The organism is Mesorhizobium sp. BR115XR7A, from assembly GCF_020165315.1.
Taxonomy (GTDB): Bacteria; Pseudomonadota; Alphaproteobacteria; order Rhizobiales; family Rhizobiaceae; genus Mesorhizobium; species Mesorhizobium australicum.
Map to the genome: position 1 here is coordinate 94,702 of NZ_JAIUHW010000012.1, position 19,949 is coordinate 114,650.

18 protein-coding genes are annotated in these 19,949 nt (G+C 62.6%); 7 read left to right on the forward strand and 11 right to left on the reverse strand.

The features are described 5' to 3' along the window. Positions 1 to 110 precede the first annotated feature (110 nt). The 4 genes from LB557_RS24120 to LB557_RS24135 all read left to right on the forward strand — a co-directional run bounded on the left by LB557_RS24120 (position 111) and on the right by LB557_RS24135 (position 5,587). Positions 111 to 890 carry an SDR family oxidoreductase gene (locus LB557_RS24120; protein ID WP_140664287.1) on the forward strand — a complete coding sequence of 260 codons (780 nt, stop codon included), beginning with the start codon at positions 111 to 113 and terminating at the stop codon, positions 888 to 890. Between the two features lie 175 nt (positions 891 to 1,065). Further along, a complete protein-coding gene (locus tag LB557_RS24125; RefSeq protein ID WP_015317660.1) occupies positions 1,066 to 3,390 on the forward strand; it encodes an NADP-dependent malic enzyme in 2,325 nt (774 codons plus the stop codon). Positions 3,391 to 3,583: 193 nt separating this feature from the next. Further along, positions 3,584 to 4,261, forward strand: a complete 678-nt coding sequence (locus tag LB557_RS24130) for an outer membrane protein (RefSeq protein WP_224643587.1) — start codon at positions 3,584 to 3,586, stop codon at positions 4,259 to 4,261. Positions 4,262 to 4,387: 126 nt separating this feature from the next. Beyond that, positions 4,388 to 5,587, forward strand: coding sequence for a DUF2865 domain-containing protein (locus tag LB557_RS24135; RefSeq protein ID WP_224643588.1), 1,200 nt, complete (start codon positions 4,388 to 4,390; stop codon positions 5,585 to 5,587). Here the strand turns inward: LB557_RS24135 and LB557_RS24140 are convergent. The 6 genes from LB557_RS24140 to LB557_RS24165 all read right to left on the reverse strand — a co-directional run bounded on the left by LB557_RS24140 (position 5,505) and on the right by LB557_RS24165 (position 13,554). After that, positions 5,505 to 6,878, reverse strand: coding sequence for a glutamate--tRNA ligase (locus tag LB557_RS24140; protein WP_224643589.1), 1,374 nt, complete (start codon positions 6,876 to 6,878; stop codon positions 5,505 to 5,507). The genes LB557_RS24135 and LB557_RS24140 overlap by 83 nt on opposite strands. A gap of 177 nt (positions 6,879 to 7,055) precedes the next feature. Continuing rightward, the gene (locus tag LB557_RS24145) at positions 7,056 to 8,369 is read right to left on the reverse strand and encodes a hypothetical protein (RefSeq protein WP_224643590.1); all 1,314 of its coding nucleotides are present in this window, start codon (positions 8,367 to 8,369) and stop codon (positions 7,056 to 7,058) included. Between the two features lie 63 nt (positions 8,370 to 8,432). Further along, the gene (locus LB557_RS24150; protein ID WP_224584801.1) at positions 8,433 to 10,238 is read right to left on the reverse strand and encodes an ABC transporter ATP-binding protein; all 1,806 of its coding nucleotides are present in this window, start codon (positions 10,236 to 10,238) and stop codon (positions 8,433 to 8,435) included. A 386-nt stretch (positions 10,239 to 10,624) separates the two neighbouring features. After that, positions 10,625 to 11,041 carry a GNAT family N-acetyltransferase gene (locus LB557_RS24155; RefSeq protein ID WP_224584802.1) on the reverse strand — a complete coding sequence of 139 codons (417 nt, stop codon included), beginning with the start codon at positions 11,039 to 11,041 and terminating at the stop codon, positions 10,625 to 10,627. Between the two features lie 56 nt (positions 11,042 to 11,097). After that, on the reverse strand, positions 11,098 to 12,774 hold the full coding sequence (locus LB557_RS24160) for an NAD+ synthase (RefSeq protein WP_015317653.1): 1,677 nt from the start codon (positions 12,772 to 12,774) through the stop codon (positions 11,098 to 11,100). Positions 12,775 to 12,837: 63 nt separating this feature from the next. Beyond that, complete coding sequence (locus tag LB557_RS24165) at positions 12,838 to 13,554, reverse strand: DNA-3-methyladenine glycosylase I (RefSeq protein WP_224643591.1); 717 nt, start codon at positions 13,552 to 13,554, stop codon at positions 12,838 to 12,840. Between the two features lie 190 nt (positions 13,555 to 13,744). On the opposite strand from LB557_RS24165, the gene LB557_RS24170 reads away from it, so the two are divergent. Beyond that, positions 13,745 to 14,305 (forward strand): DUF1003 domain-containing protein, encoded by a 561-nt coding sequence (locus tag LB557_RS24170; protein ID WP_224643592.1) that lies wholly within the window; start codon positions 13,745 to 13,747, stop codon positions 14,303 to 14,305. Then, positions 14,302 to 14,889, forward strand: a complete 588-nt coding sequence (locus LB557_RS24175) for a DedA family protein (protein WP_224643593.1) — start codon at positions 14,302 to 14,304, stop codon at positions 14,887 to 14,889. The genes LB557_RS24170 and LB557_RS24175 overlap by 4 nt, the downstream gene beginning before the upstream one ends. Before the next feature lie 3 nt (positions 14,890 to 14,892). Here the strand turns inward: LB557_RS24175 and LB557_RS24180 are convergent, their stop codons facing one another. The 3 genes from LB557_RS24180 to LB557_RS24190 all read right to left on the reverse strand — a co-directional run bounded on the left by LB557_RS24180 (position 14,893) and on the right by LB557_RS24190 (position 16,375). Further along, complete coding sequence (locus tag LB557_RS24180; protein ID WP_224643594.1) at positions 14,893 to 15,480, reverse strand: hemerythrin domain-containing protein; 588 nt, start codon at positions 15,478 to 15,480, stop codon at positions 14,893 to 14,895. A 40-nt stretch (positions 15,481 to 15,520) separates the two neighbouring features. Further along, positions 15,521 to 15,880, reverse strand: a complete 360-nt coding sequence (locus tag LB557_RS24185) for a diacylglycerol kinase (RefSeq protein ID WP_015317648.1) — start codon at positions 15,878 to 15,880, stop codon at positions 15,521 to 15,523. Between the two features lie 78 nt (positions 15,881 to 15,958). After that, positions 15,959 to 16,375, reverse strand: a complete 417-nt coding sequence (locus tag LB557_RS24190) for a GFA family protein (protein ID WP_140716798.1) — start codon at positions 16,373 to 16,375, stop codon at positions 15,959 to 15,961. A 387-nt stretch (positions 16,376 to 16,762) separates the two neighbouring features. On the opposite strand from LB557_RS24190, the gene LB557_RS24195 reads away from it, so the two are divergent. Then, complete coding sequence (locus LB557_RS24195; protein WP_224584811.1) at positions 16,763 to 17,833, forward strand: GGDEF domain-containing protein; 1,071 nt, start codon at positions 16,763 to 16,765, stop codon at positions 17,831 to 17,833. A 66-nt stretch (positions 17,834 to 17,899) separates the two neighbouring features. Here LB557_RS24195 and LB557_RS24200 read toward each other — a convergent pair whose 3' ends face one another. Together LB557_RS24200 and LB557_RS24205 are read right to left on the reverse strand one after the other, a co-directional pair. Then, positions 17,900 to 18,376 carry a hypothetical protein gene (locus LB557_RS24200; protein ID WP_224584813.1) on the reverse strand — a complete coding sequence of 159 codons (477 nt, stop codon included), beginning with the start codon at positions 18,374 to 18,376 and terminating at the stop codon, positions 17,900 to 17,902. 50 nt (positions 18,377 to 18,426) lie between these two features. Then, positions 18,427 to 19,800, reverse strand: a complete 1,374-nt coding sequence (locus LB557_RS24205; RefSeq protein WP_140616228.1) for a class II 3-deoxy-7-phosphoheptulonate synthase — start codon at positions 19,798 to 19,800, stop codon at positions 18,427 to 18,429. Between the last annotated feature and the right edge of the window lie 149 nt (positions 19,801 to 19,949).

The following is a 19,949-nucleotide window of genomic DNA, read 5'->3' on the forward strand; positions in this document are numbered from 1 at the left end:
CCCTTGCTTTCGAGCAGCCTATGCCCCGATTCATGCAACAACCGTATGACGGTTGCGATTGGTCCAGCGCTGGCGCTAGCCTGCCGGGCAAATCAAAGGAGAAAATCGTCATGGATCTCGGTATCCGCGGAAAGAAGGCCATCGTCTGCGCTTCGAGCAAGGGGCTTGGCCGTGGCTGCGCCATGGCGCTGGCCGAGGCGGGCTGCGACATCGTCGTCAATGGGCGCAATGCGGAGCTGGTCGCGAAAACCGCCGCGGAACTGCGCCAGCGCCATGGCGTGACGGTGACGGAAGTGGTCGGCGACGTTTCTAAGCCGGAGATACAGAAAGCGCTGCTCGCCGCCTGTCCGGAACCCGACATCCTCGTCAACAACAATGGCGGACCGCCATTGCGCGATTTCCGCGAACTCGATCGCGGCAAAATCCTCGAAGGCGTGACCCAGAACATGGTGACGCCGATCGAACTGGTGCAGGCGGTCATTGACGGCATGGCTGCGCGCGGCTTCGGCCGCATCGTCAACATCACCTCGCTATCGGTCTATGTCCCCATACCCGGCCTCGACCTGTCATCGGGCGCGCGCGCCGGCCTGACCTCGTTTCTCGCCGGCGTGGCGCGCACGGTGATCGAGCGCAACGTGACCATCAACAGTCTCTTGCCCGGCAAGCTCGACACTGACCGACTGCGCGGCCCGCATGAGGCTGGCACGCCAGAGGATCCCAAGGCGGCCGCGGCGCGCAAGACCCGCATCAGTGCCGACGTGCCGGCCAAACGGCTCGGCACGCCGGAGGAATTCGGCCAGATCTGCGCCTTCCTCTGCTCGGTCCATGCCGGCTACCTGACCGGGCAGAATATACCCGTCGATGGCGGTCTCTACGTCAGCGCTTTCTGACCGAAATGTCGGCAAAGCGGCGCGAAACATCCGGCATGTAACAGCCGTAAGTGTCTGACATCTAGAGATTTTCGATGCGCTGGCGCTTAAAGATGCCGGCGCGTCAATTAGCGTCGCGAAAAACCTTGGCCTCATGCTAAAAGGACTCCCGAAGCAGGTTTCGAGGAGCGGCCGCATGGAAGGCGAGAACAAGAAAACGGCACGTTCGGACCTCGACGAAGCCGCGCTCTATTTCCACAAGCACCCGACGCCGGGAAAGCTCGAGATCCAGGCGACCAAGCCGCTCGGCAACCAGCGCGACCTGGCGCTCGCTTATTCGCCCGGCGTGGCGGCGCCTTGTCTTGAGATCCGCGACAATCCGGCAACCGCCGCCGACTACACGGCGCGCGCCAACCTCGTCGGTGTCGTATCGAACGGCTCGGCCGTGCTCGGCCTCGGCAATATCGGCCCGCTCGCCTCAAAGCCGGTGATGGAGGGCAAGGCGGTCCTGTTCAAGAAGTTCGCCGGCATCGACGTCTTCGACATCGAGATCGACGCGCCGGAAATCGAGCGCATGGTCGAAACCGTCGCCGCTCTGGAGCCGACCTTCGGCGGCATCAACCTCGAGGACATCAAGGCGCCGGAGTGTTTCGAGGTCGAGGAACGCCTGAAGGCTCGCATGAGCATACCGGTGTTCCACGACGACCAGCATGGCACCGCCATCATCGTCGCCGCTGCCGTGCTCAACGGGCTGGAATTCGCCGGCAAGACCATTTCGGACATCAAGGTCGTCACCTCCGGCGCGGGTGCTGCCGCCCTTGCCTGTCTCAATCTGCTGGTTTCGCTCGGCGTGCGCGTCGAAAACATCTGGGTCACCGACCGGTTCGGCGTCGCTTACAAGGGCCGTGTCGACGAGATGGACCGTTGGAAAGACCCTTATGTGAAGGACACCGACGCGCGCACCCTGGCCGACGTCATAACGGGCGCCGATGTTTTCCTCGGTCTCTCCGCCGCCGGCGTGCTGAAGCCGGAACTGCTGCAACACATGGCACCGAAGCCGCTGATCCTGGCGCTGGCCAATCCCAATCCGGAGATCATGCCGGAAGTGGCGCGCGCGGCCCGTCCAGACGCCATGATCTGCACCGGACGGTCCGATTTTCCCAATCAGGTCAACAACGTGCTTTGCTTCCCCTACATCTTCAGGGGTGCGCTCGACTGCGGCGCCAGCGCCATCAACGAGGAGATGAAGATGGCGGCGGTGCGGGCCATCGCCGCCCTTGCCCGCGAAGAGCCTTCCGATGTCGCCGCGCGCGCCTATTCCAGCGAGACGCCGGTCTTCGGACCCGAATTCCTGATCCCCTCGCCCTTCGATCCGCGCCTCATCCTGCGCATTGCGCCGGCGGTGGCCAAGGCAGCCTGCGACACCGGTGTGGCGACACGGCCGATCACCGACTTCGCCGCCTATATCGACAAGCTCAACCGCTTCGTCTTCCGCTCCGGCCTGGTGATGAAGCCGGTGTTCTCTTCCGCCAAGGCCTCCAGCGCCAAGCGCGTCATCTACGCCGACGGCGAGGACGAGCGCGTACTGCGTGCCGCCCAGGTTGTGCTTGAGGAAGGCATCGCCGAGCCGATCCTGATCGGCCGGCCGCACGTCATCGAGGTCAGGCTGAAGCGCTATGGCCTGCGTATCAAGCCCGGGGTCGATTTCGGCCTGATCAACCCGGAGGACGATCCGCGCTACCGCCACTATGTCGACCTCCTGATCGAACTCGCCGGCCGCCGCGGCGTGACGACGGAGGCCGCACGCACCATGGTGCGCACCGACAACACGGTGATCGCCGCACTTGCGCTGAAGCGCGGCGATGCCGACGCCATGGTCTGCGGCCTCGAAGGCCGTTTCGAGCGGCATCTGCGCAATGTGACGCTGATCATTGGGCCGCGCACCGGCATCAAGGACCGAGACCTGTCGACGCTATCCATGCTGATCTCGCAACGCGGCATCATCTTCCTCACCGACACCCACGTCTCCGTCGACCCGACGGCCGACGAGATCGCCGAGATGACCGTGCTGGCGGCGGAAGAAATCCAGCGTTTCGGCATCGAGCCGAAGGCGGCGCTCTTGTCGCATTCGGATTTCGGCTCGCGCGATTCGCCGAGCGCCCTGAAGATGCGTCAGGCCGCGGCGATCCTGGCGCGCATCGCGCCGGAGCTGCAATGCGACGGCGAAATGCACGCCGATTCCGCTTTGTCGGAGCATCTGCGCCAGCGCGTCTATCCGCATTCGCGCCTGAAGGGCGAAGCCAATCTCCTGGTGTTCCCGAACCTCGATTCGGCCAACATCACGCTGACGGCGCTGCGGGCCATGATGGATGCCTTGCATGTCGGCCCCATCCTGCTCGGCACCGACAAGCCGGCGCACATATTGACTCCCTCGGTGACCTCGCGCGGTGTGGTCAACATGACGGCACTGGCGGTGGTCGAAGCCGCGCATAAGGCCCAGGCGATCGCCAATCTGGACTGAACCGGCGGTCGCGATCGGATTGATCCGGCCCCGATTGAGGTGTGGTGGCGACGCGCCACCGACCGCATTGGCGGGATCGAGTGTTGCGAACCGACAACTCTTAACCGAGTAATCCGGCATCGGACGAATGCGGATTTCTCGGACCGGGTCAATTTGATATGGTCACACCGTCTGATCGGGCGGTGAAAATGTCATGAGAGCCCTGTTGCTCGCTTCGGCAATGCTGACTGTGATTGGCGGACAGGCGTTCGCCGCCGACGCCGTCGGGCTGGACCCGGCCGCGCATGACTGGTCCGGCGTGTATGTCGGCGGGCATCTTGGCTATGGTTTTGGCAGCACCGACGCGACCTACAACCTGCCAAATACGCCAGCGATCCGGGGCACGCAGGACTACGACATCGACGGCTTTCTGGGCGGTGTCCAGATCGGCTACAATTACCAGGTCAATTCCGCGGTTCTGGGGATCGAGGCCGATATTTCGGGCGCCGATATCAAGGGGCATTCCGACGAGGTCAATGTCGGCGGAGGCGATGTCTACGACACCAAGGTGGATTGGTTCGGATCGATCAGCGCCAGGGCAGGCTATGCGTTCGGCAGCACCCTTGTCTACGGGACCGGCGGCCTCGCTATCGGAGGTGTCGAGAACCGGTATCTCGATGGCCCCGCCGACAGCTATTCCGAAAAGAACACCAAAATTGGCTGGACGATTGGCGCAGGGCTGGAGCAGGCAATCACCGATCATTGGTCGGCAAATGCCGAATACCGATATGTCGACCTGCGGGATCAGACGATCAACTACGCGCCCAACTCCAATACGACTTTCGACAACACGTTCAGTACGGTCAGGATCGGGATGAACTACAAGTTCTGACGGCCCAACCTGCCATTGCCGGACTGATTGGCACATAGAATGCGCGGCTTTCAGCCGGCAACGAAATGGACGATTAACCGCGAACGGGGTAGCCTTGGCGACCACAGGCAAGCGGGATCGAGGCGGATGGCGAGCGGAGGTTTGAAGCAGGCGCATGCTGCCGTGCTGCTTGGCCTTCTGCTGTCCGGCACGGTGGTCAGCGAGCCGCAAGCCGCTTCGCGGGTCTGCCGTCAACTGGAGGCCGAGCTCGCCGCGGCTTCGCGTGGCGGCGGCGGTCCGGCAATGATCCGCAAATACGATGCGGCCATCGACCGGCAGCGCGAACAGATCTCCAAGGCCCGCAGCCAGGCGGACAATGCCGGTTGCGGGTTTTCACTGTTTTCCCGCAACATCAATCGATGCGCTGGGCTCAACGCCACCATCGAGCGCATGAGCGCCAATCTCGACAGTCTGCAGGCCAAGCGCGCCCAACTCGCCGGCGGCCGTTCACGCCGCGACCGGGGCCATATCCTGGCGGCGCTCGATGCCAATGACTGTCGTGACGATGCGGTGTCCCCCCGCCGCGCGCCTCCGCAGGAAGCGAATCGTGAAGATGGAGGCAATGCCAATCTCTTCGACCAGCTTTTCGGCGGCGACGACCGCCAGATCGATACATTGGACCAGCCTGACAATTCCGGCGAGGAACGCGATGTCGGCCGCGTTCTGAACCAGCCCGGCAGTCCGGACGTTGCGAGCAGCGGCGGCGAATTCCACACCAGTTGCGTGCGCACTTGCGACGGCTATTTCTTCCCCATGTCGAATGCCGCCTCGGCCGGCGATTTCGAGCGCGACCAGAAGAATTGCGAATCGGCCTGCCCCGGCACCGAGATGCAGGTCTTCTATTCGCGCGGCATGGACGATGATTCGGCATCGATGATGTCATCGGTCACCGGCAGGCCCTACGGCGAATTGCCGACCGCCTATCTCTACAAGCAGCCCGACATGTCGCGGCCGCCCGCGTGCGGCTGCAACGCCGCCCAGAATTTCCAGATCATTGGCGGCAACTCGCCAAGCCCCCAACAGTCACAGCCCGAACCGGAAGCGGCACCGCTCGTTCCGGTGCCGGCCTTAAAGCCCGATCCGGGTGCCGACCCGGAGACCCTGGCCAACAGGGACGGCGGGCTCGACCGTGAGGCCATCAAGCGCCTCTCGGCCAAGCCTGTGACATCGCCGGTTTCTGCCGTGCCTCCGGACCAGCGCAAGGTCAGGGTCGTCGGGCCAACGTTCCTTCCCGACCCATCAGGGGCAATAGATCTGCAAGCTCCGGCCCCGAAGGCAGTCCAGTAAGGGCAAGCCTGAGCGGCATGAACAGCGCCTTGCCCTTGCGGCCGGTCGCTTCCCTGATCTTGCCGGTCCAATCCTTCCAGATCGTCCCGTTCCACGGCTCCTCAGGCAGGAGATCAAGCGCCTGGTGCAGAAAATCGCGGTCGTCGTCGGAAAAGTCAGGCTTCTCCCGCGGCCCTTCGCGCAGGACGCGCCACCAGGCAACCGCATCCGCCAGCCGGTCGAGATTGCCGCGCACCGCCAGCCAGAATGGTTCGGCCTGTTCGCCGGAAATACCCAGCACCATCAGCCGGTCCCGCGCCTCGTCGAACGGCATGTGATGCAGCAGCACCCGGTTGAGCACGAACAGTTCGGCCGGATCGAACTTGGACGACGATTTCGAGGTCGCGGCCGGGTCGAAATGGCCGGCGAGTTCGGTCAGGTCATGCGCGGCCGCGACATTTTCCGACGTGCCGACCAGTACGGCCAGCGAAGCGACGGCCATCGGCTCGATGCCGTCTTCGCGCAGGCTCTCGATGGAAAGTGCGCCGGTGCGCTTCGACAGCCCCTCGCCCGAGACGGTGGTCAGGAGATTGTGGTGGCCGAAGACGGGCGGCTCGGCACCCAGCGCCTTGAACAGGGCGATTTGCACGCCGGTGTTCGTGACATGATCGTCGCCGCGGATGACATGGCTGACACCCATCTCCATGTCGTCGACGACGGAGGGCAGCGTGTAGAGATAGGTGCCGTCCTCACGCACCAGCACCGGATCGGACAGCGAGGCCAGATCCACCATCTCCTCGCCACGCACCAAATCGTCCCAGCGGATCTCGGTGCGCTCCGGCTGCAGCGGATCGCCGGAGAAATTGGGCAGCAGGAAACGCCAGTGGGGCCGGCGTCCATCGGCCTGATATTCGGCCACCTGCTCTGTCGTCAGCGCCAATGCCTCGCGGCCATAGACCGGCGGCAGGCCCCGCGTGCGGCGCACCTTGCGCCTGAGATCGAGTTCTTCCGGCGTTTCGTAGCAGGCGTAAAGAACGCCCGCCGCCTTCAGCCGCTCCACCGCCGCGTCATAGATTTCGAAGCGCCGCGACTGATACTCGGTGGCATCCGGGAAAATGCCCAGCCAGTGCAGGTCGTAAAGGATGGCGTCGGCGAATTCCTGCTTCGAGCGGGCGATGTCGGTGTCGTCGAAGCGCTGGATGAAGCGGCCCTTGTTGTTGAGGGCAAACAGCCAGTTGAACAGAGCGGTGCGCGCATTGCCGATATGGATGCGGCCGGTCGGTGACGGGGCGAAACGAACGGTAACTGTCATGAGCGGGGCGTACCGGATGCCTTTATGATTGACAAGATGCGCCCCCGCGCCGTGCCGCAGACATAGAACATGGCGGCTGGAATGAAAAGACCGGGCCGGCACGCCTCAGCTGGCGCAAGACCCCGCCGTGAGAGGGCAAGCGGCCAGCGGAGCCGACGAACAGGTGGTTGACGACGATCAGCGGCCGAAGTCGTCTGAACTCAGGCGGGTCCAGCGGTCGCCCATCAAGCCGCCGATAGCGATGTCGCCGGAGCGGACCGCTTGCGTGACCTCGGCGATTCGCGAGCGGACCATCGTTCCGCCGGCATAGCGGAAGAAGACATTCCTGTAGCCGAAGAGGTGAGGCATGAACTTGTCCTGGGTCTGCCCGGTGATGCCTGCGCAGCCCATATCCCGCGCTGCCGCGACGAGGCCGTCCAGCGTCGCGCCCCAGTGGTGTCCGGAAGCCTGGATTTGCAGCAGGACCGCCATGTCTCCGACTCGGCCGTAAAAGGCATAGCAACCGAGCATTTTGCCTGTCTCATCGTAAGTCCCGCCGAAATGAAGTGGTCCGTCGGCCCGCTTCTCGGCCGCCAGCGCGAGCAGCCGCGGCAGTTCGCCGTCCTTCCAACTCGGCCGAAGAGCGTAATCGGAGAGAAAGGTCGGCAGCCGCTCGGCAAACTGCGCGGCATTGATCGGCTCGGCATGGACCCGATGCGACGATGAAGGCTGGAAAGGCGATCCGAACCTTCGCTTCGCGACAGCGTCGAATGCTCTCGCGCAGGGATCGAGTGCCAAGCGAGGCAGGCCGGGCCATTTACGGTGCAGCGCGGCGGCGGCCATCGCGGCTGGCCGCAAGATGCAGGTCCATCCCAGGCAGTGGACCGGCAGGAGCTGGTATTTCATCGGTCGCGCGAAGGCCAGGGAGACCCGGTTGGCCGAATCCGTCAGTTGCAGATCGAATTCGCCTTGGTGCAAGGCGCGCAGCAATTGCGGTCCTGCCGAGCCATCGTCGGCGCCGGTGTCGGCCATGAACGGACCGATGATCGCCGCATTCAATCCAGCGCCGTTGAACTCGTAACGGGCTTTCAGGACGCCGAGGAACCCGCCCAGATCGCCCTGCCGGTTGATCTGGACAAGAGCGCTGCTCGCACCGGACAGGCCGGCGGGGTCAAGATATATCTTTCTCATGTATTCGGCCGTCTCCTCGATAGCGCGATCGAGGAGGTGACGCCGGCGGCGGCGAAACTTCGTAAGGAAGAGTGCCGCGACGCGCTCGAGATCTTCGGCGGCGAGTGGCCGAACCGAGCCGTGCTGAGAGTCCAGCACCGACGGGGCGGTCACCTTTTGCGCGCCGGCATTTGCGGAAACGAGATGCATCGTAAACACCGAACAGGTTGCTTTTGCAGAGTACAGCAACCAAAAGTGGAAACAACGAATCTCGGCCGGTAACGTAAACAGACGTCCCGCACTCGGGACTTTGGCTTCGCGCTGCGATTGCGAGCGCCACATGGCTCGCCGGCTTATGGCAACCGATAGAGGTGGCCCCCGGCAGGAGCCGGAGGCCACCTCGGATCACATCACGAGGCCCTTGGTAAGTTCCAGCGCCTGGCGCTCGAACAGGCGGCGGTAGATGCCGCCCTTCAGCCGGATCAACTCGTCATGCGAGCCTTCCTCGACGATCTTGCCGCGATCGAAGACCAGCAGTCTGTCGAGCGCCCGCACCGTCGAAAGCCGATGCGCGATGACCAGTGTCGTGCGGCCGACCATCAGCCGTTCCATCGCCTGCTGGATGAGCACCTCCGATTCCGAATCGAGGCTCGACGTCGCCTCGTCCAGGATCAGGATGCGCGCATCGGCCAGGAAAGCGCGGGCGATCGCCACGCGCTGGCGCTCGCCGCCCGACAGTTTCACGCCACGTTCGCCGACCAGCGTCCCATAGCCCTTCGGCAGGCTGGTGATGAAGTCATGCGCGCTCGCCAGCCTGGCGGCATGCTCGATCTCCCCCTGCGTCGCGCTTGGCCTGGCATAGGCGATATTTTCGGCCAGCGACCGGTGGAACAGGATCGGTTCCTGCTGAACGATGGCGATCTGGGCGCGCAGCGACGCCTGGGCGACCTGTGAGATATCCTGGCCATCGATCACAATCTTTCCCGCATTCACGTCATAGAGCCGCTGGATGAGCTTGACGAATGTGGTCTTGCCCGAACCCGAGTGACCGACGAGCCCGACACGTTCGCCCGGCGCGATATCCACCGAAAAGTCACGGTAGAGCGGCGACCGGTGATTGCCGTAGTGAAAGGTGACGTTGTCGAAGGCGATGTGGCCCTGCGTGATGGCAATCGGTTCGGCGCCGGGCCTGTCTTCGATGCCGAGCGGTTCGGACTGGAAATCGACCAGTTCCTCCATGTCGTTGATCGAACGCTGCAAATTGCGGATATGCGTGCCGATATCGCGCAAATAGCCTTGCAGCACGAAGAACGAGGTCAGCACGAAAGCGACATCGCCGGCGCTCGCCTGCCCCCACGACCACAGCATCAGCGCCAGGCCGATCACGGCGGCCCGCATGACCAGCAGCAGCGCCCCTTGGGTGGTGCCGTTGATGGTGCCGCGCACCCAGGTGCGCCGCGTGCGCTCGCGCCATTTGGCGACCACCCTGGCGAGGCGGCGCTCTTCGCGCGTCTCGGCGCCAAAGCCCTTGACCACGGCATTGCAGCTGACCGCGTCGGCCAGCGAGCCGCCGAGGCGCGTGTCCCAGGTGTTCGCAAGCCTTGCCGCGGGCGCGACATAGCCAAGCGACAACATGGCCGTCACCGTGATGAACAGCAGGGAGCCGGCCGCGACGACCACGCCCATCAGCGGCCAGAACCAGCCGAGCAGCAGCGTCGAGCCGGCGAGCATGACCACCGACGGCAGCAGCGCGATCAGGATCGTGTCGTTGAGCAGGTCGAGCGCCCACATGCCGCGCGTCACCTTGCGCACCGTCGAGCCGGCAAACGAGTTGGCATGCCAGTCGGTCGAAAAGCGCTGAACGCGATGGAAGGCGTCGGCCGCGATGTCAGCCATCATCTTGAGTGTCAGCTCCACGATGCCCATGAAGGCAAGATTGCGCAACACGACGCCAGTCAGCGCCAGCGCCATCAAGAAGAAAAATGCCGTCATCGCGGCGTTCCAGGCAATGGCATCCGCTCCGGCGCTGCTGGCGACAGCATCGACCAGCCGACCGGAGTAGAGCGGCGTCAGCACGTCGGCCAGCGTCGACAGCAGGAAACCGCCAATGATGAGCGAGAGCCGCCAAGGCTGACGCCGCCAATGGGTAAGTGTGAAGCCAAGAACGCTGCGAAAGGCGCTCGCGCGCAAATCGATCTTGAAACGAGCCATGATGTCATTCGGGCGCAAAACGAGCCCGATCCCAAATAAAGGTCGAAGGTTGAAAAACCGCGCCGGGGCGAATTGCCCATGAATGCGGAGGTTCGGCTATGGTTGGTCGCCTGCCCATGGGCGGCGACCGGCAGCGGCAAATGCCTTTTCTACGCCCGGTATGGTTCCGATACTTCGGAACACCGGCGCAGACCTAGGCCTCGCGGCCTCGCATAACGATGTCAAATCCTGGCATTCGGTCCTCCCTGAAGGGAATCGCGGAAAGGCTCTTATAGGGGTGCTTCGATTGCGCGCCAAGGCAAGCCATGGCCAAAAGCATCTCTGGCCCAGCCGATGAGGCGATTTTGCAACAGTCGCTATCCCCGCCTATCGCCGTCGCCCGTCGTTCACCCGGCATGCGGCGCACGATCGAGGCGCATGTATCGCCCATCCATCGATGCCTTGAAACCCAGCTTTTCATAGACCCCATGCGCGTCGCTGGTCGACAGGCTCCAATGCGAGACGGTGCTGAGTTCAGGATGGTCGATGAGTGTCCGCACCAGCCGCAAGCCGACGCCCTGCCCGCGATGCTCGGGCCAGACGATGATATCCGCGAGATAGGCGAATACCGTGCGGTCGGTGATCGCCCTGCCGAAACCGACCTGTTTGCCGGCGATGTAGGCGGCGGCGCAGAACGAGTTGGCAAAGGCCCGGCGATGGAACTCGTCGCTGCGTCCAGCTCCCCAGTAGCTTTCCATCAACAGGTCGGAGGTCGCACGAAAGTCGATCCGTGAGAGGTCGAAGCTGATTTCACAGTCGGGCATGCTGGTATCCCTATCCCGCCATGCCGCGTATTTTCGTCCAGCAGACGAACTGCGCTTCAGCCACGATCCCTGAAACGATTGGTGATGGGATAGCGGCGGTCGCGGCCAAAATTCTTCCTGGTGATCTTCACACCCGGTGCCGCCTGCCTGCGCTTGTACTCGGCGATGTAGAGCAGATGTTCGATGCGCGCCACCGTCGCCCGGTCATGGCCGCGCGAGACGATGTCGTCGACGCCCATCTCGTTCTCGACCAGGCATTCGAGGATGTCGTCCAGCACCGGATAGGGCGGCAGCGAATCCTGGTCGGTCTGGTTCTCGCGCAATTCGGCCGATGGCGCCTTGTCGATGATGTTCTTCGGGATCACCTCGCCCGAAGGCCCGAGCGCACCCGGCGGCACATGGCTGTTGCGCCAGCGCGAGAGCGCGTAGACCTGCATCTTGTAAAGGTCCTTGATCGGATTGAAGCCGCCATTCATGTCGCCGTAGAGCGTGGCGTAGCCGACCGACATCTCGCTCTTGTTGCCCGTAGTGACGACCATCGAGCCGAATTTGTTGGAGATCGCCATCAGGATGGTGCCGCGCGCGCGGCTCTGCAAATTCTCCTCGGTGATGCCTTCCTTAGTGCCTTCGAACAATTGCGTCAGCGCATGCAAAAAGCCTTCGACGGGCTCGAAGATCGGCACGATGTCATAGCGGCAGCCGAGGGCGCGGGCGCAGTCCTCGGCGTCCTTGAGGGAATCCTTCGAAGTGTAGCGATAAGGCATCATGACGGCACGCAGCCGTTCCTCGCCCAGCGCATCGACGGCCAATGCGGCACAGATCGCGGAATCGATGCCGCCGGAAAGGCCAAGCACCACATTCTTGAAGCCGTTTTTGTTGACGTAATCGCGCAGGCCGAGCATGCAGGCGCGGTAGTCGGCCTCCTCCTTGTCCGGGATTTTCGACATCGGTCCTTCCGAACAGACCCAGCCATCATCGGTACGTTTCCAGGTGGTGACGTCGACCGCATCCTCGAACTGACTCATCTGGAAGGCGAGCGTCTTGTCCGCCCCGATGGCGAAGGAGGCGCCGTCGAAGATCAGCTCGTCCTGGCCGCCGAGCTGGTTGGCATAGATCATCGGCAGGCCGCATTCGATGACTTGCTTGATCACGACCTGGTGGCGAACGTCGATCTTGGCGCGATAATAGGGCGACCCGTTCGGCACCAGCAGGATTTCCGCGCCGCTTTCGGCCAGCGTCTCGCAGACCGCGACGTCGCCCCAGATGTCCTCGCAGATCGGTATGCCGATGCGCACGCCGCGGAAGTTGACCGGTCCCTGGATCTCGGGCCCGGCCTGGAAGACGCGCTTCTCGTCGAATTCGCCGTAATTGGGCAGGTCGAGCTTGTAGCGTTCGGCGATGATCTTGCCGCCATCGGCGAAGACGATGGAATTATGCGTGCCGCTCTTGCGCTTCAGCGGCGTGCCGATGATGACGCCGGGACCGCCATCGGCGGTGTCCGCGGCAAAATCCTGTGCTGCCCGCTCGCATGCCTTGAGGAAGGCCGGCTTGAGCACCAGATCCTCCGGCGGATAGCCGGCGAGGAAAAGCTCGGTATAGAGCACGAGATCGGCGCCCTGGCGGGCGGCATCCGCCCTCGCCTCGCGCGCCTTGGCGAGGTTGCCGGCGACGTCGCCGACAGTCGGGTTGAGCTGGGCGATGGCGATACGCAGTATGTCGAGCTTCTTGGTCATGCTGCTGACTTAGCGCGGCGGAATTCACCTCGCAATGGCGTTCGTTTGGACCAATTCAGCCCGTCAATCGTCGCCCATATACGCGCGCAACGATTGCGGAGAGTGGTTTTCGCCGATCGACATGGCCAGGATGCGCGAGAGATGCCGGCGCGGCAGCCCTGTCTCGTCGGCCCATCGGTTGATCTGGACCTGGATCTTGTCGAGGTCCTTCTTCGATGTCGGGTTGTCCGCGATGTCGAGGCCCGCGTCGCGAAGGGCTGCCGCCATGTCGGCCGAAATGACGAAAGCATCCCAGCCCAGCCAGCGCAAAAAATACTGGCCGGTGTTGCCGCCGAGCCGGCTGCCATGCTTGCCGAGATAGGCCATCAGCCCGACCTGGTCATCGGCGGGCCATTCGGCGAGAAAATTGCCGAAGCCGCCATGTTCCCGGGACACGCGCTCGACGAAGGCGGCGTTGTCGCGAACGGACCTGATCTTCTGCGGATTGCGCACGATGCGCTGGTCCGAGGCCAGATCGTGCCAGAAATCGTCGGGCTGGAACAAAAGCCGCTTCGGCTCGAAGCGCAGGAACGCTTCCTCGAAACCGGGCCATTTCTGCTCGATGACGAGCCAGACGAAACCGGCGGCAAAGACGCGCTCGGCCATGGTCGAAAGGATGCGGGCGTCGGCGATGTCGGCAACGGCGGCATTGTCGGGTATCGGACCCAACAGCGAGGTCAGTTCCGCCTCACCGCCCTTGCGATTTGCCGCGCGAGCGCGAATTTTCTTGAAGTCGGCCATCGGTCCCCTCGGTTCGCCTCAATCTAGCACTTCCCGCCCGGGCCGGCAGCCTCTACCTCTAATGAATGTCGCCCAAAAGTGACCTCGGTTTTGGGAAGACGACATGCATAAAAGCAAAAACCTAAAGCGCGTCGCCTCAATCCGCTTCGACGCGACGCGCTTTAGCGCAGCAAAGCGCTTGGAGACGGCCATGAACAAGACCATCGACGACCTGGCGAACCGTTGGCTGAAGCGGAAGCCGGATGGGCTGAGCCAGTTGGAAAACCGGGTGCTGCAAAGCACCATCGAGCGTACCACCATCACCAGGGACACCAACAAGGCCGTCGCTTTCCACCAGACTTTTGGCGACCGCCTTGCCGATACGATCGCCCGCATCGGCGGCTCCTGGTCGTTCATCCTGACCTTCATCGCCTTCCTGATCGTGTGGACATCAGCCAATGTCTGGGTGTTGTCGCGCGATGCATTCGACCCCTACCCCTTCATCTTCCTCAACCTCGTCCTGTCGATGGTCGCCGCATTGCAGGCGCCGGTGATCATGATGGCGCAGAACCGCCAGACCGAACGCGACCGCATCGATGCCGCCCATGATTACGAGGTCAATCTGAAGGCCGAGATCGAGATCATGGCGCTGCATGAGAAGCTGGACGAACTGCGCCACAGCCAGATCATCGGCATGCGCGACGAAATCGTGCGGCTGGCCGAACTGGTCAAGCGGATCGACGAAAGACTGTCACAGCAGTCGGCCTCATGACCGAAGCGATCCACCATTTCATCGAGCAATACGGGTTGCTGGCGGTTTTTCTCGGCTGCGTGGCCGAAGGCGAAAGTGCCGCGATCCTGGGAGGTTTCTTCGCCCACCAGCATGTTTTCGTGCTGTGGCATGTCTTCGTCGCGGCAGCGCTGGGCGCCTTCACTGGCGACACCTTTTTCTTCATCCTCGGCAGAAGTTTCGCCGATAATCGCCATGTCGTCAGGCTGCGCCGGCGGCCCGGCTTTCGCCGCGCCTACCGCCTGCTCAACACCCATCCCAACATCTTCGTGCTGTCGAACCGCTATGTCTACGGCATGCGCCTGGTCGGCGGCATCGCGGCCGGCCTTTCGACCATAGCGGCGCCGCGCTTCATCATCCTCAACGCCATTTCCTCGGTCATCTGGGCGGTCCTGTTCAGCACGATCGGCTATGTCTTCGGATTGGGAGCCGAACAGTTGATTGGCCAGGCGCTGATGCAGCACGAGCGGCTGTTCGTCGGGCTCGGCATCGGCCTTGCCCTGGCCGTGCTTGCCTGGTTTGTCGCCCGCCATGTCGCCGAGCGGGAGCGCGACAAGGAGTTTTGACCGTCAGTCGATGCCGAGCGCCTGGTCCCCCCGATCGAGGATGAGCGGGATGATCAGGTCCTCCTCATCGGCCAGATGCCGGGTCAGCATCGCGATCAGACGGTTGTTTTCGTCGGCATAGGCATCGGCGGCGAAGCGCTGCTTGTCCTCACTCTCCTGAAGTGTGCGGATGAAGGCGTTCGCCGCCTCGGCGTTGCGCTCCAATCCTTCATGGATGGTGTGGTGGTCGGCATCGAGAATCTCGAAACCGCGCTTCAGACGGGGCTCCGCCATGGTGAAGGCTGGGAAATACTGGTAGTCCTCGACATTGTGGTGGCCGTCGAGATGCCCGAGAAAATGGTTGAGGCGCGGCGCGAACCAGCGCGCGAAATCGGGGGCCGTCAGTCTGCCTTCGCGATAGTTGCCAATGCCGCCGGTGAGCATGCCGCCGAGTTCGCGGAACATGTCGTGCCGCTGCAGCCACATATTGGCCATGCCGTGAATGTTGGCGTTAGCCTGCCAGTTTTCGCGAGGATATTTGTCGGCCAGCCAGCGCAGGTCGTCCGGCAGGCCCAGGCGTTCGAGAAGCGATGAATTCGTGACCTCTGCCATGACGGTCTCCTTTGGTGACCGTCATATAGGCATCAAAGCTTCAGATCGGCACCCCCGTTATGCGCTCGATGAGAGCGATGCCCCAGACGCCGCCGGCAATCACCACAGAAATCAGCACCGCCAGCGAGCCGCAATCCTTGGCGAGCTGGATATCGATATGGAATTCACGAGAAATTGCGTCGCACGCCGCCTCGATGCCCGTGTTCAGCACTTCGACCATGATCAAGAGGAGCACCGCGCCGATCAGCAGCGCGTAACCGCGCCAAGACACCGAAACGAACCAGCCAGCGGGCAAGGCCAGCACCAGCAGCATCAGTTCCTGCTGGAAAGCCTTCTCGCTAACCGCAAGCTTGCGAAATGCCCGCACCGAATTGATAAAAGCATCGATCAGCCGCTGCATGCCAAGGCCCCTCTCGGAATCACCGGCCCGGGATAAAGCAATGCCCCGATCAATGGAATAAGGCGGATCGTCCAAATTTCATTCGGCTACCGGTATGGCCGGTGTCGACTTTTCAAACTGCGGCAGCCCATCGTCGATCGAATAATAGTCGCCCTTGTCGCCGACGAAGATATGACATTCGCCCTCGAGCGCTGTCGGCTTGTCGAACGATCCCGCCATGACCGAGATATGGTCTTGGTCCATTGCCTTCCAGAACAGCAGCGACCCGCATGTCTTGCAAAAGCCGCGCTTGGCGAACCCGGACGCTTCATACCAAGTGATGCTTTCCGTGCCTTCGATCACGATGTCGGTATCGGCAACATTGGTCGCGGCATAGAAATGCCCGCTCTGTTTGCGGCATTGCGAACAATGGCAGTAGACGACGCCACGCAGTGCCCCACTTGTCCGGAAGCGGACCGCTCCGCACAGGCATGATCCCTGGTGACTCTCCCGCACTGGGTTTCTCCCCTAAACTGTAGTCTGACGAAGGCACCAGCATTCCAGCTTTGCGGCCGTCATGCGTAAGCAATTGCGACATCTGTTGTTGTGGAAAATCCGAAGTTCAGTTTCGCTCAGCCGCGAATTTGCATGCAACGCCGCCAATCAGCGCTGCCTGGAGGTTGATAGTCTGGTTGGACGCATGCAGCCTGATGTAGCGAAAAGGCGTGAGTTCTGCCGATTAAGGAAACTTTAGCGCTACTGCATCTATGGTGATCTCCATCGAAGGTCGCGTGTGGGGACGCGCCTTTTCGTGTGTCGGCTTCGAATGGGTGGCGTCCCCGCGTCAGCGATGATGGATATGCGCCAAGTTCAGGCGCGTTCCCAAGGGAAGAGCGAACAACCATGCAGCCGGCGGCCACCCAGACCGAACGAAACACTGAGATCGCAAGCACAGTCGTGGCCACCATGCGCCAGCTTGGCGTGCTCGGCCTGCCGCGCAACTACGAGATCTTCTATGAGGCCCTGAGCGGCACCAACCGCGAGCTCGGTCTTGCCGTCTTGTCGCTGAGCAGCCGGCCGACGCAGGATGAGCTGGATCAGATCGGGCGCGCTTTCTTTGCCCATAATCATGGCCCCGGCATCATCGAGCATGCCCGGGACGTCATCGCCAAGGAGCTTGAAGAGGTCGCGTCGCTCCTGCGCAGCGAGCGCAGCCATATCGAAAAATACGGCAGGATCCTCGACGAGACATCCAGTGGCCTGAGCAACCGCAGCCTTCTCTCCCAGGATCTTCTGCAAAAGATCGCCAACGCAATGACGATCGCAACCAATTCGACGATCGACCACGGCCGGCAGGTCGCCTCGACGCTTAGCGACAAGACGGCGGAGCTTGAGAGCGTCAAGTCGAAGCTCGAGGAATACAAGCGGCTGGCCGATACGGATCCGTTGACCCAGATCTGGAATCGTCGCGCTTTCGACAAGGAAATCACCAGGATCTACAACAGCAACAAGGGTATTCTGTTCAATGCCCTTGTCCTTGTCGACATCGACCGGTTCAAGGACATCAATGACCGCTATGGCCATCCTGTCGGCGACAAGATCATCCAGATCATCGCCGAGATTTTCCAGACCAGCATTCGCGGCGACATGTTCGTCGCCCGAACCGGCGGCGAGGAGTTCGCGCTGATCATCGAGGGCGCCAGCGAGGACGCAACCTACGAGATCGCGGAACGCATTCGCGCCCTGATCGAGCAGACGCCGTTCACCAGCAGCCAGACCGGCATGAATTACGGGACCGTGACGGTATCGATGGGCATCTGCATGGCATCAGAGGCTGAAGGCCCCGAAGACCTCTACACCAAGGCGGATCGGGCGCTCTACCGCTCCAAGGTCAGCGGGCGCAACCGCGTCAGCAGGCATTCAGCCATGGCAGGGCGCGCCGGCAAAAGCTGGCTGCTCTACAAGAAAGACTGACAACCGACGGGATGGGGTTTCAGGCGCGCTTTCCTGATAGCCCGACCTCTCGGCGGGCTCCCGTCATCAGCGATACTGGCCCTCTTCGAAACGCGGCGGCCCAATGTCTTTTTCGGACATTTGGTCCGATTTGAAGATCAGCTCCGCGCCTTGTGCGGTGTGCAGCAATTGTTGCAGGTCGGGCGCGACCAGCGGCGCGTCTTCGTCGAGAAACAAGGATCCGGTGTCGACCAGATAGGTGGCCAGCCCCGCGGGTCCCACGCCATGAACCAGCAATTCGCCGCCGCCATTGTCGCCATAGGGCATCGCCCCGGGGATTGCCGCCGACACGCCATAGGCCTGGTCCATGACCACGACTTGCTCGGGACCCCAGAGGCGCAATTCGCCGTGGCGGTTCCACAGCAGGACCAAGTTGGTCATTTCCTTGACCATCTCAAAATAGCCGGCGGGAATGTCCGGATAGATCTGGCACAGCCGCTCTATATCGTCCGGCCGGGCCGGCAGGCCATAGGAATAGACCTGAAAGACGGTCGCTAGGTCCATGGCGCCCCCGGCTGCGCGGCTGCTCTTCAATTTGGCAAGGCCGTGGCGGATCAGCCGTTGACCGCTTGCTTGTGCTGCACCGGATGGCTCTTCTTCAACAGGTCCGAGACCAGGAAGGCCAGTTCAATCGCCTGGTCGGCATTGAGGCGCGGATCGCAATGGGTGTGGTAGCGGTCCTGCAACTCCTCGGCGGTGATGGCACGGGCGCCACCGGTGCATTCGGTGACGTTCTTGCCGGTCATCTCAACATGGATGCCGCCCGGATGCGTGCCTTCGGCGCGGTGCACCTCGAAGAAGGTCTGCACCTCCTTCAGGATGCGGTCGAAGGGCCGTGTCTTGTAGCCGGCCGCCTCGATCGTGTTGCCATGCATCGGATCCGACGACCAGACCACGCTGCGGCCTTCCTTCTGCACAGCGCGCACCAGCTTCGGCAGATGGTCGGCAACCTTGTCCGAACCGAAGCGGGCGATCAGCGTCAGCCGGCCCGGCTCGTTCTCGGGGTTCAGCAGGTCGATCAGTTCCAGGAGGCCGTCCGGCGTCAGCGACGGACCGCATTTCAGGCCGAGCGGGTTCTTGATGCCGCGGCAATATTCGACATGGGCATGGTCGGGTTGACGCGTGCGGTCGCCGATCCAGATCATGTGACCCGACGTGGCGTACCAGTCGCCGGAGGTGGAATCGACACGCGTCAGCGCCTCCTCATAGCCGAGCAGCAGGGCCTCGTGGCTGGTGTAGAAGTCGGTTTCGCGCAGCGCGAAATTGGTTTCGGACGTAATGCCGACCGCGCGCATGAAATCCATCGTCTCGGTGATGCGATTGGCAAGCGACTCGTATTTCTCGCCCTGCGGGCTGTCGGAGACGAAGCCGAGCATCCAGCGATGCACATTCTCCAGGCTGGCATAACCGCCCTGCGCGAAGGCACGCAGGAGGTTGAGCGTGGCCGCCGACTGGCGGTAGGCCATTTCCTGGCGGGCGGGATCGGGAATGCGCGACTTCTGGTCGAACTCGATGCCGTTGATGATGTCGCCGCGATAGCTCGGCAGCGTCACTTCGCCCTTGGTCTCGTTGTCGGACGAGCGCGGCTTGGCGAACTGGCCGGCGACACGGCCAACCTTCACCACCGGCTGCGCACCTGCGAAGGTCAGCACCACGGACATCTGCAGGAAGACGCGGAAGAAGTCGCGGATGTTGTCGGCGCCATGCTCGGCAAAACTCTCCGCGCAATCACCACCCTGGAGCAGGAAGGCTTCGCCGGCGGCAACCGCCGCCAACTGCTTCTTCAGCTTGCGCGCTTCGCCGGCAAAGACCAGCGGCGGGAAGGTGGCGAGTTGGGCTTCCGTATTCTTCAGCGCGGCAAGGTCCGGATAGGCGGGAACTTGCTTGATCGGCTTTGCTCTCCACGAATTCGGCGACCATTTCGTCATCGCTGCACCCAACGCTCTTTCCGGCGGACACCCTCGCCCGCCATTTCCCGCCCCAAACTGGGGTGGCGGCTCCATACACGAAGCCGATTTCCTATTCTAGACCGGAATTTCGGTGCTGGCGAATGGCTGACGCGCCCAGGACGGTCAGA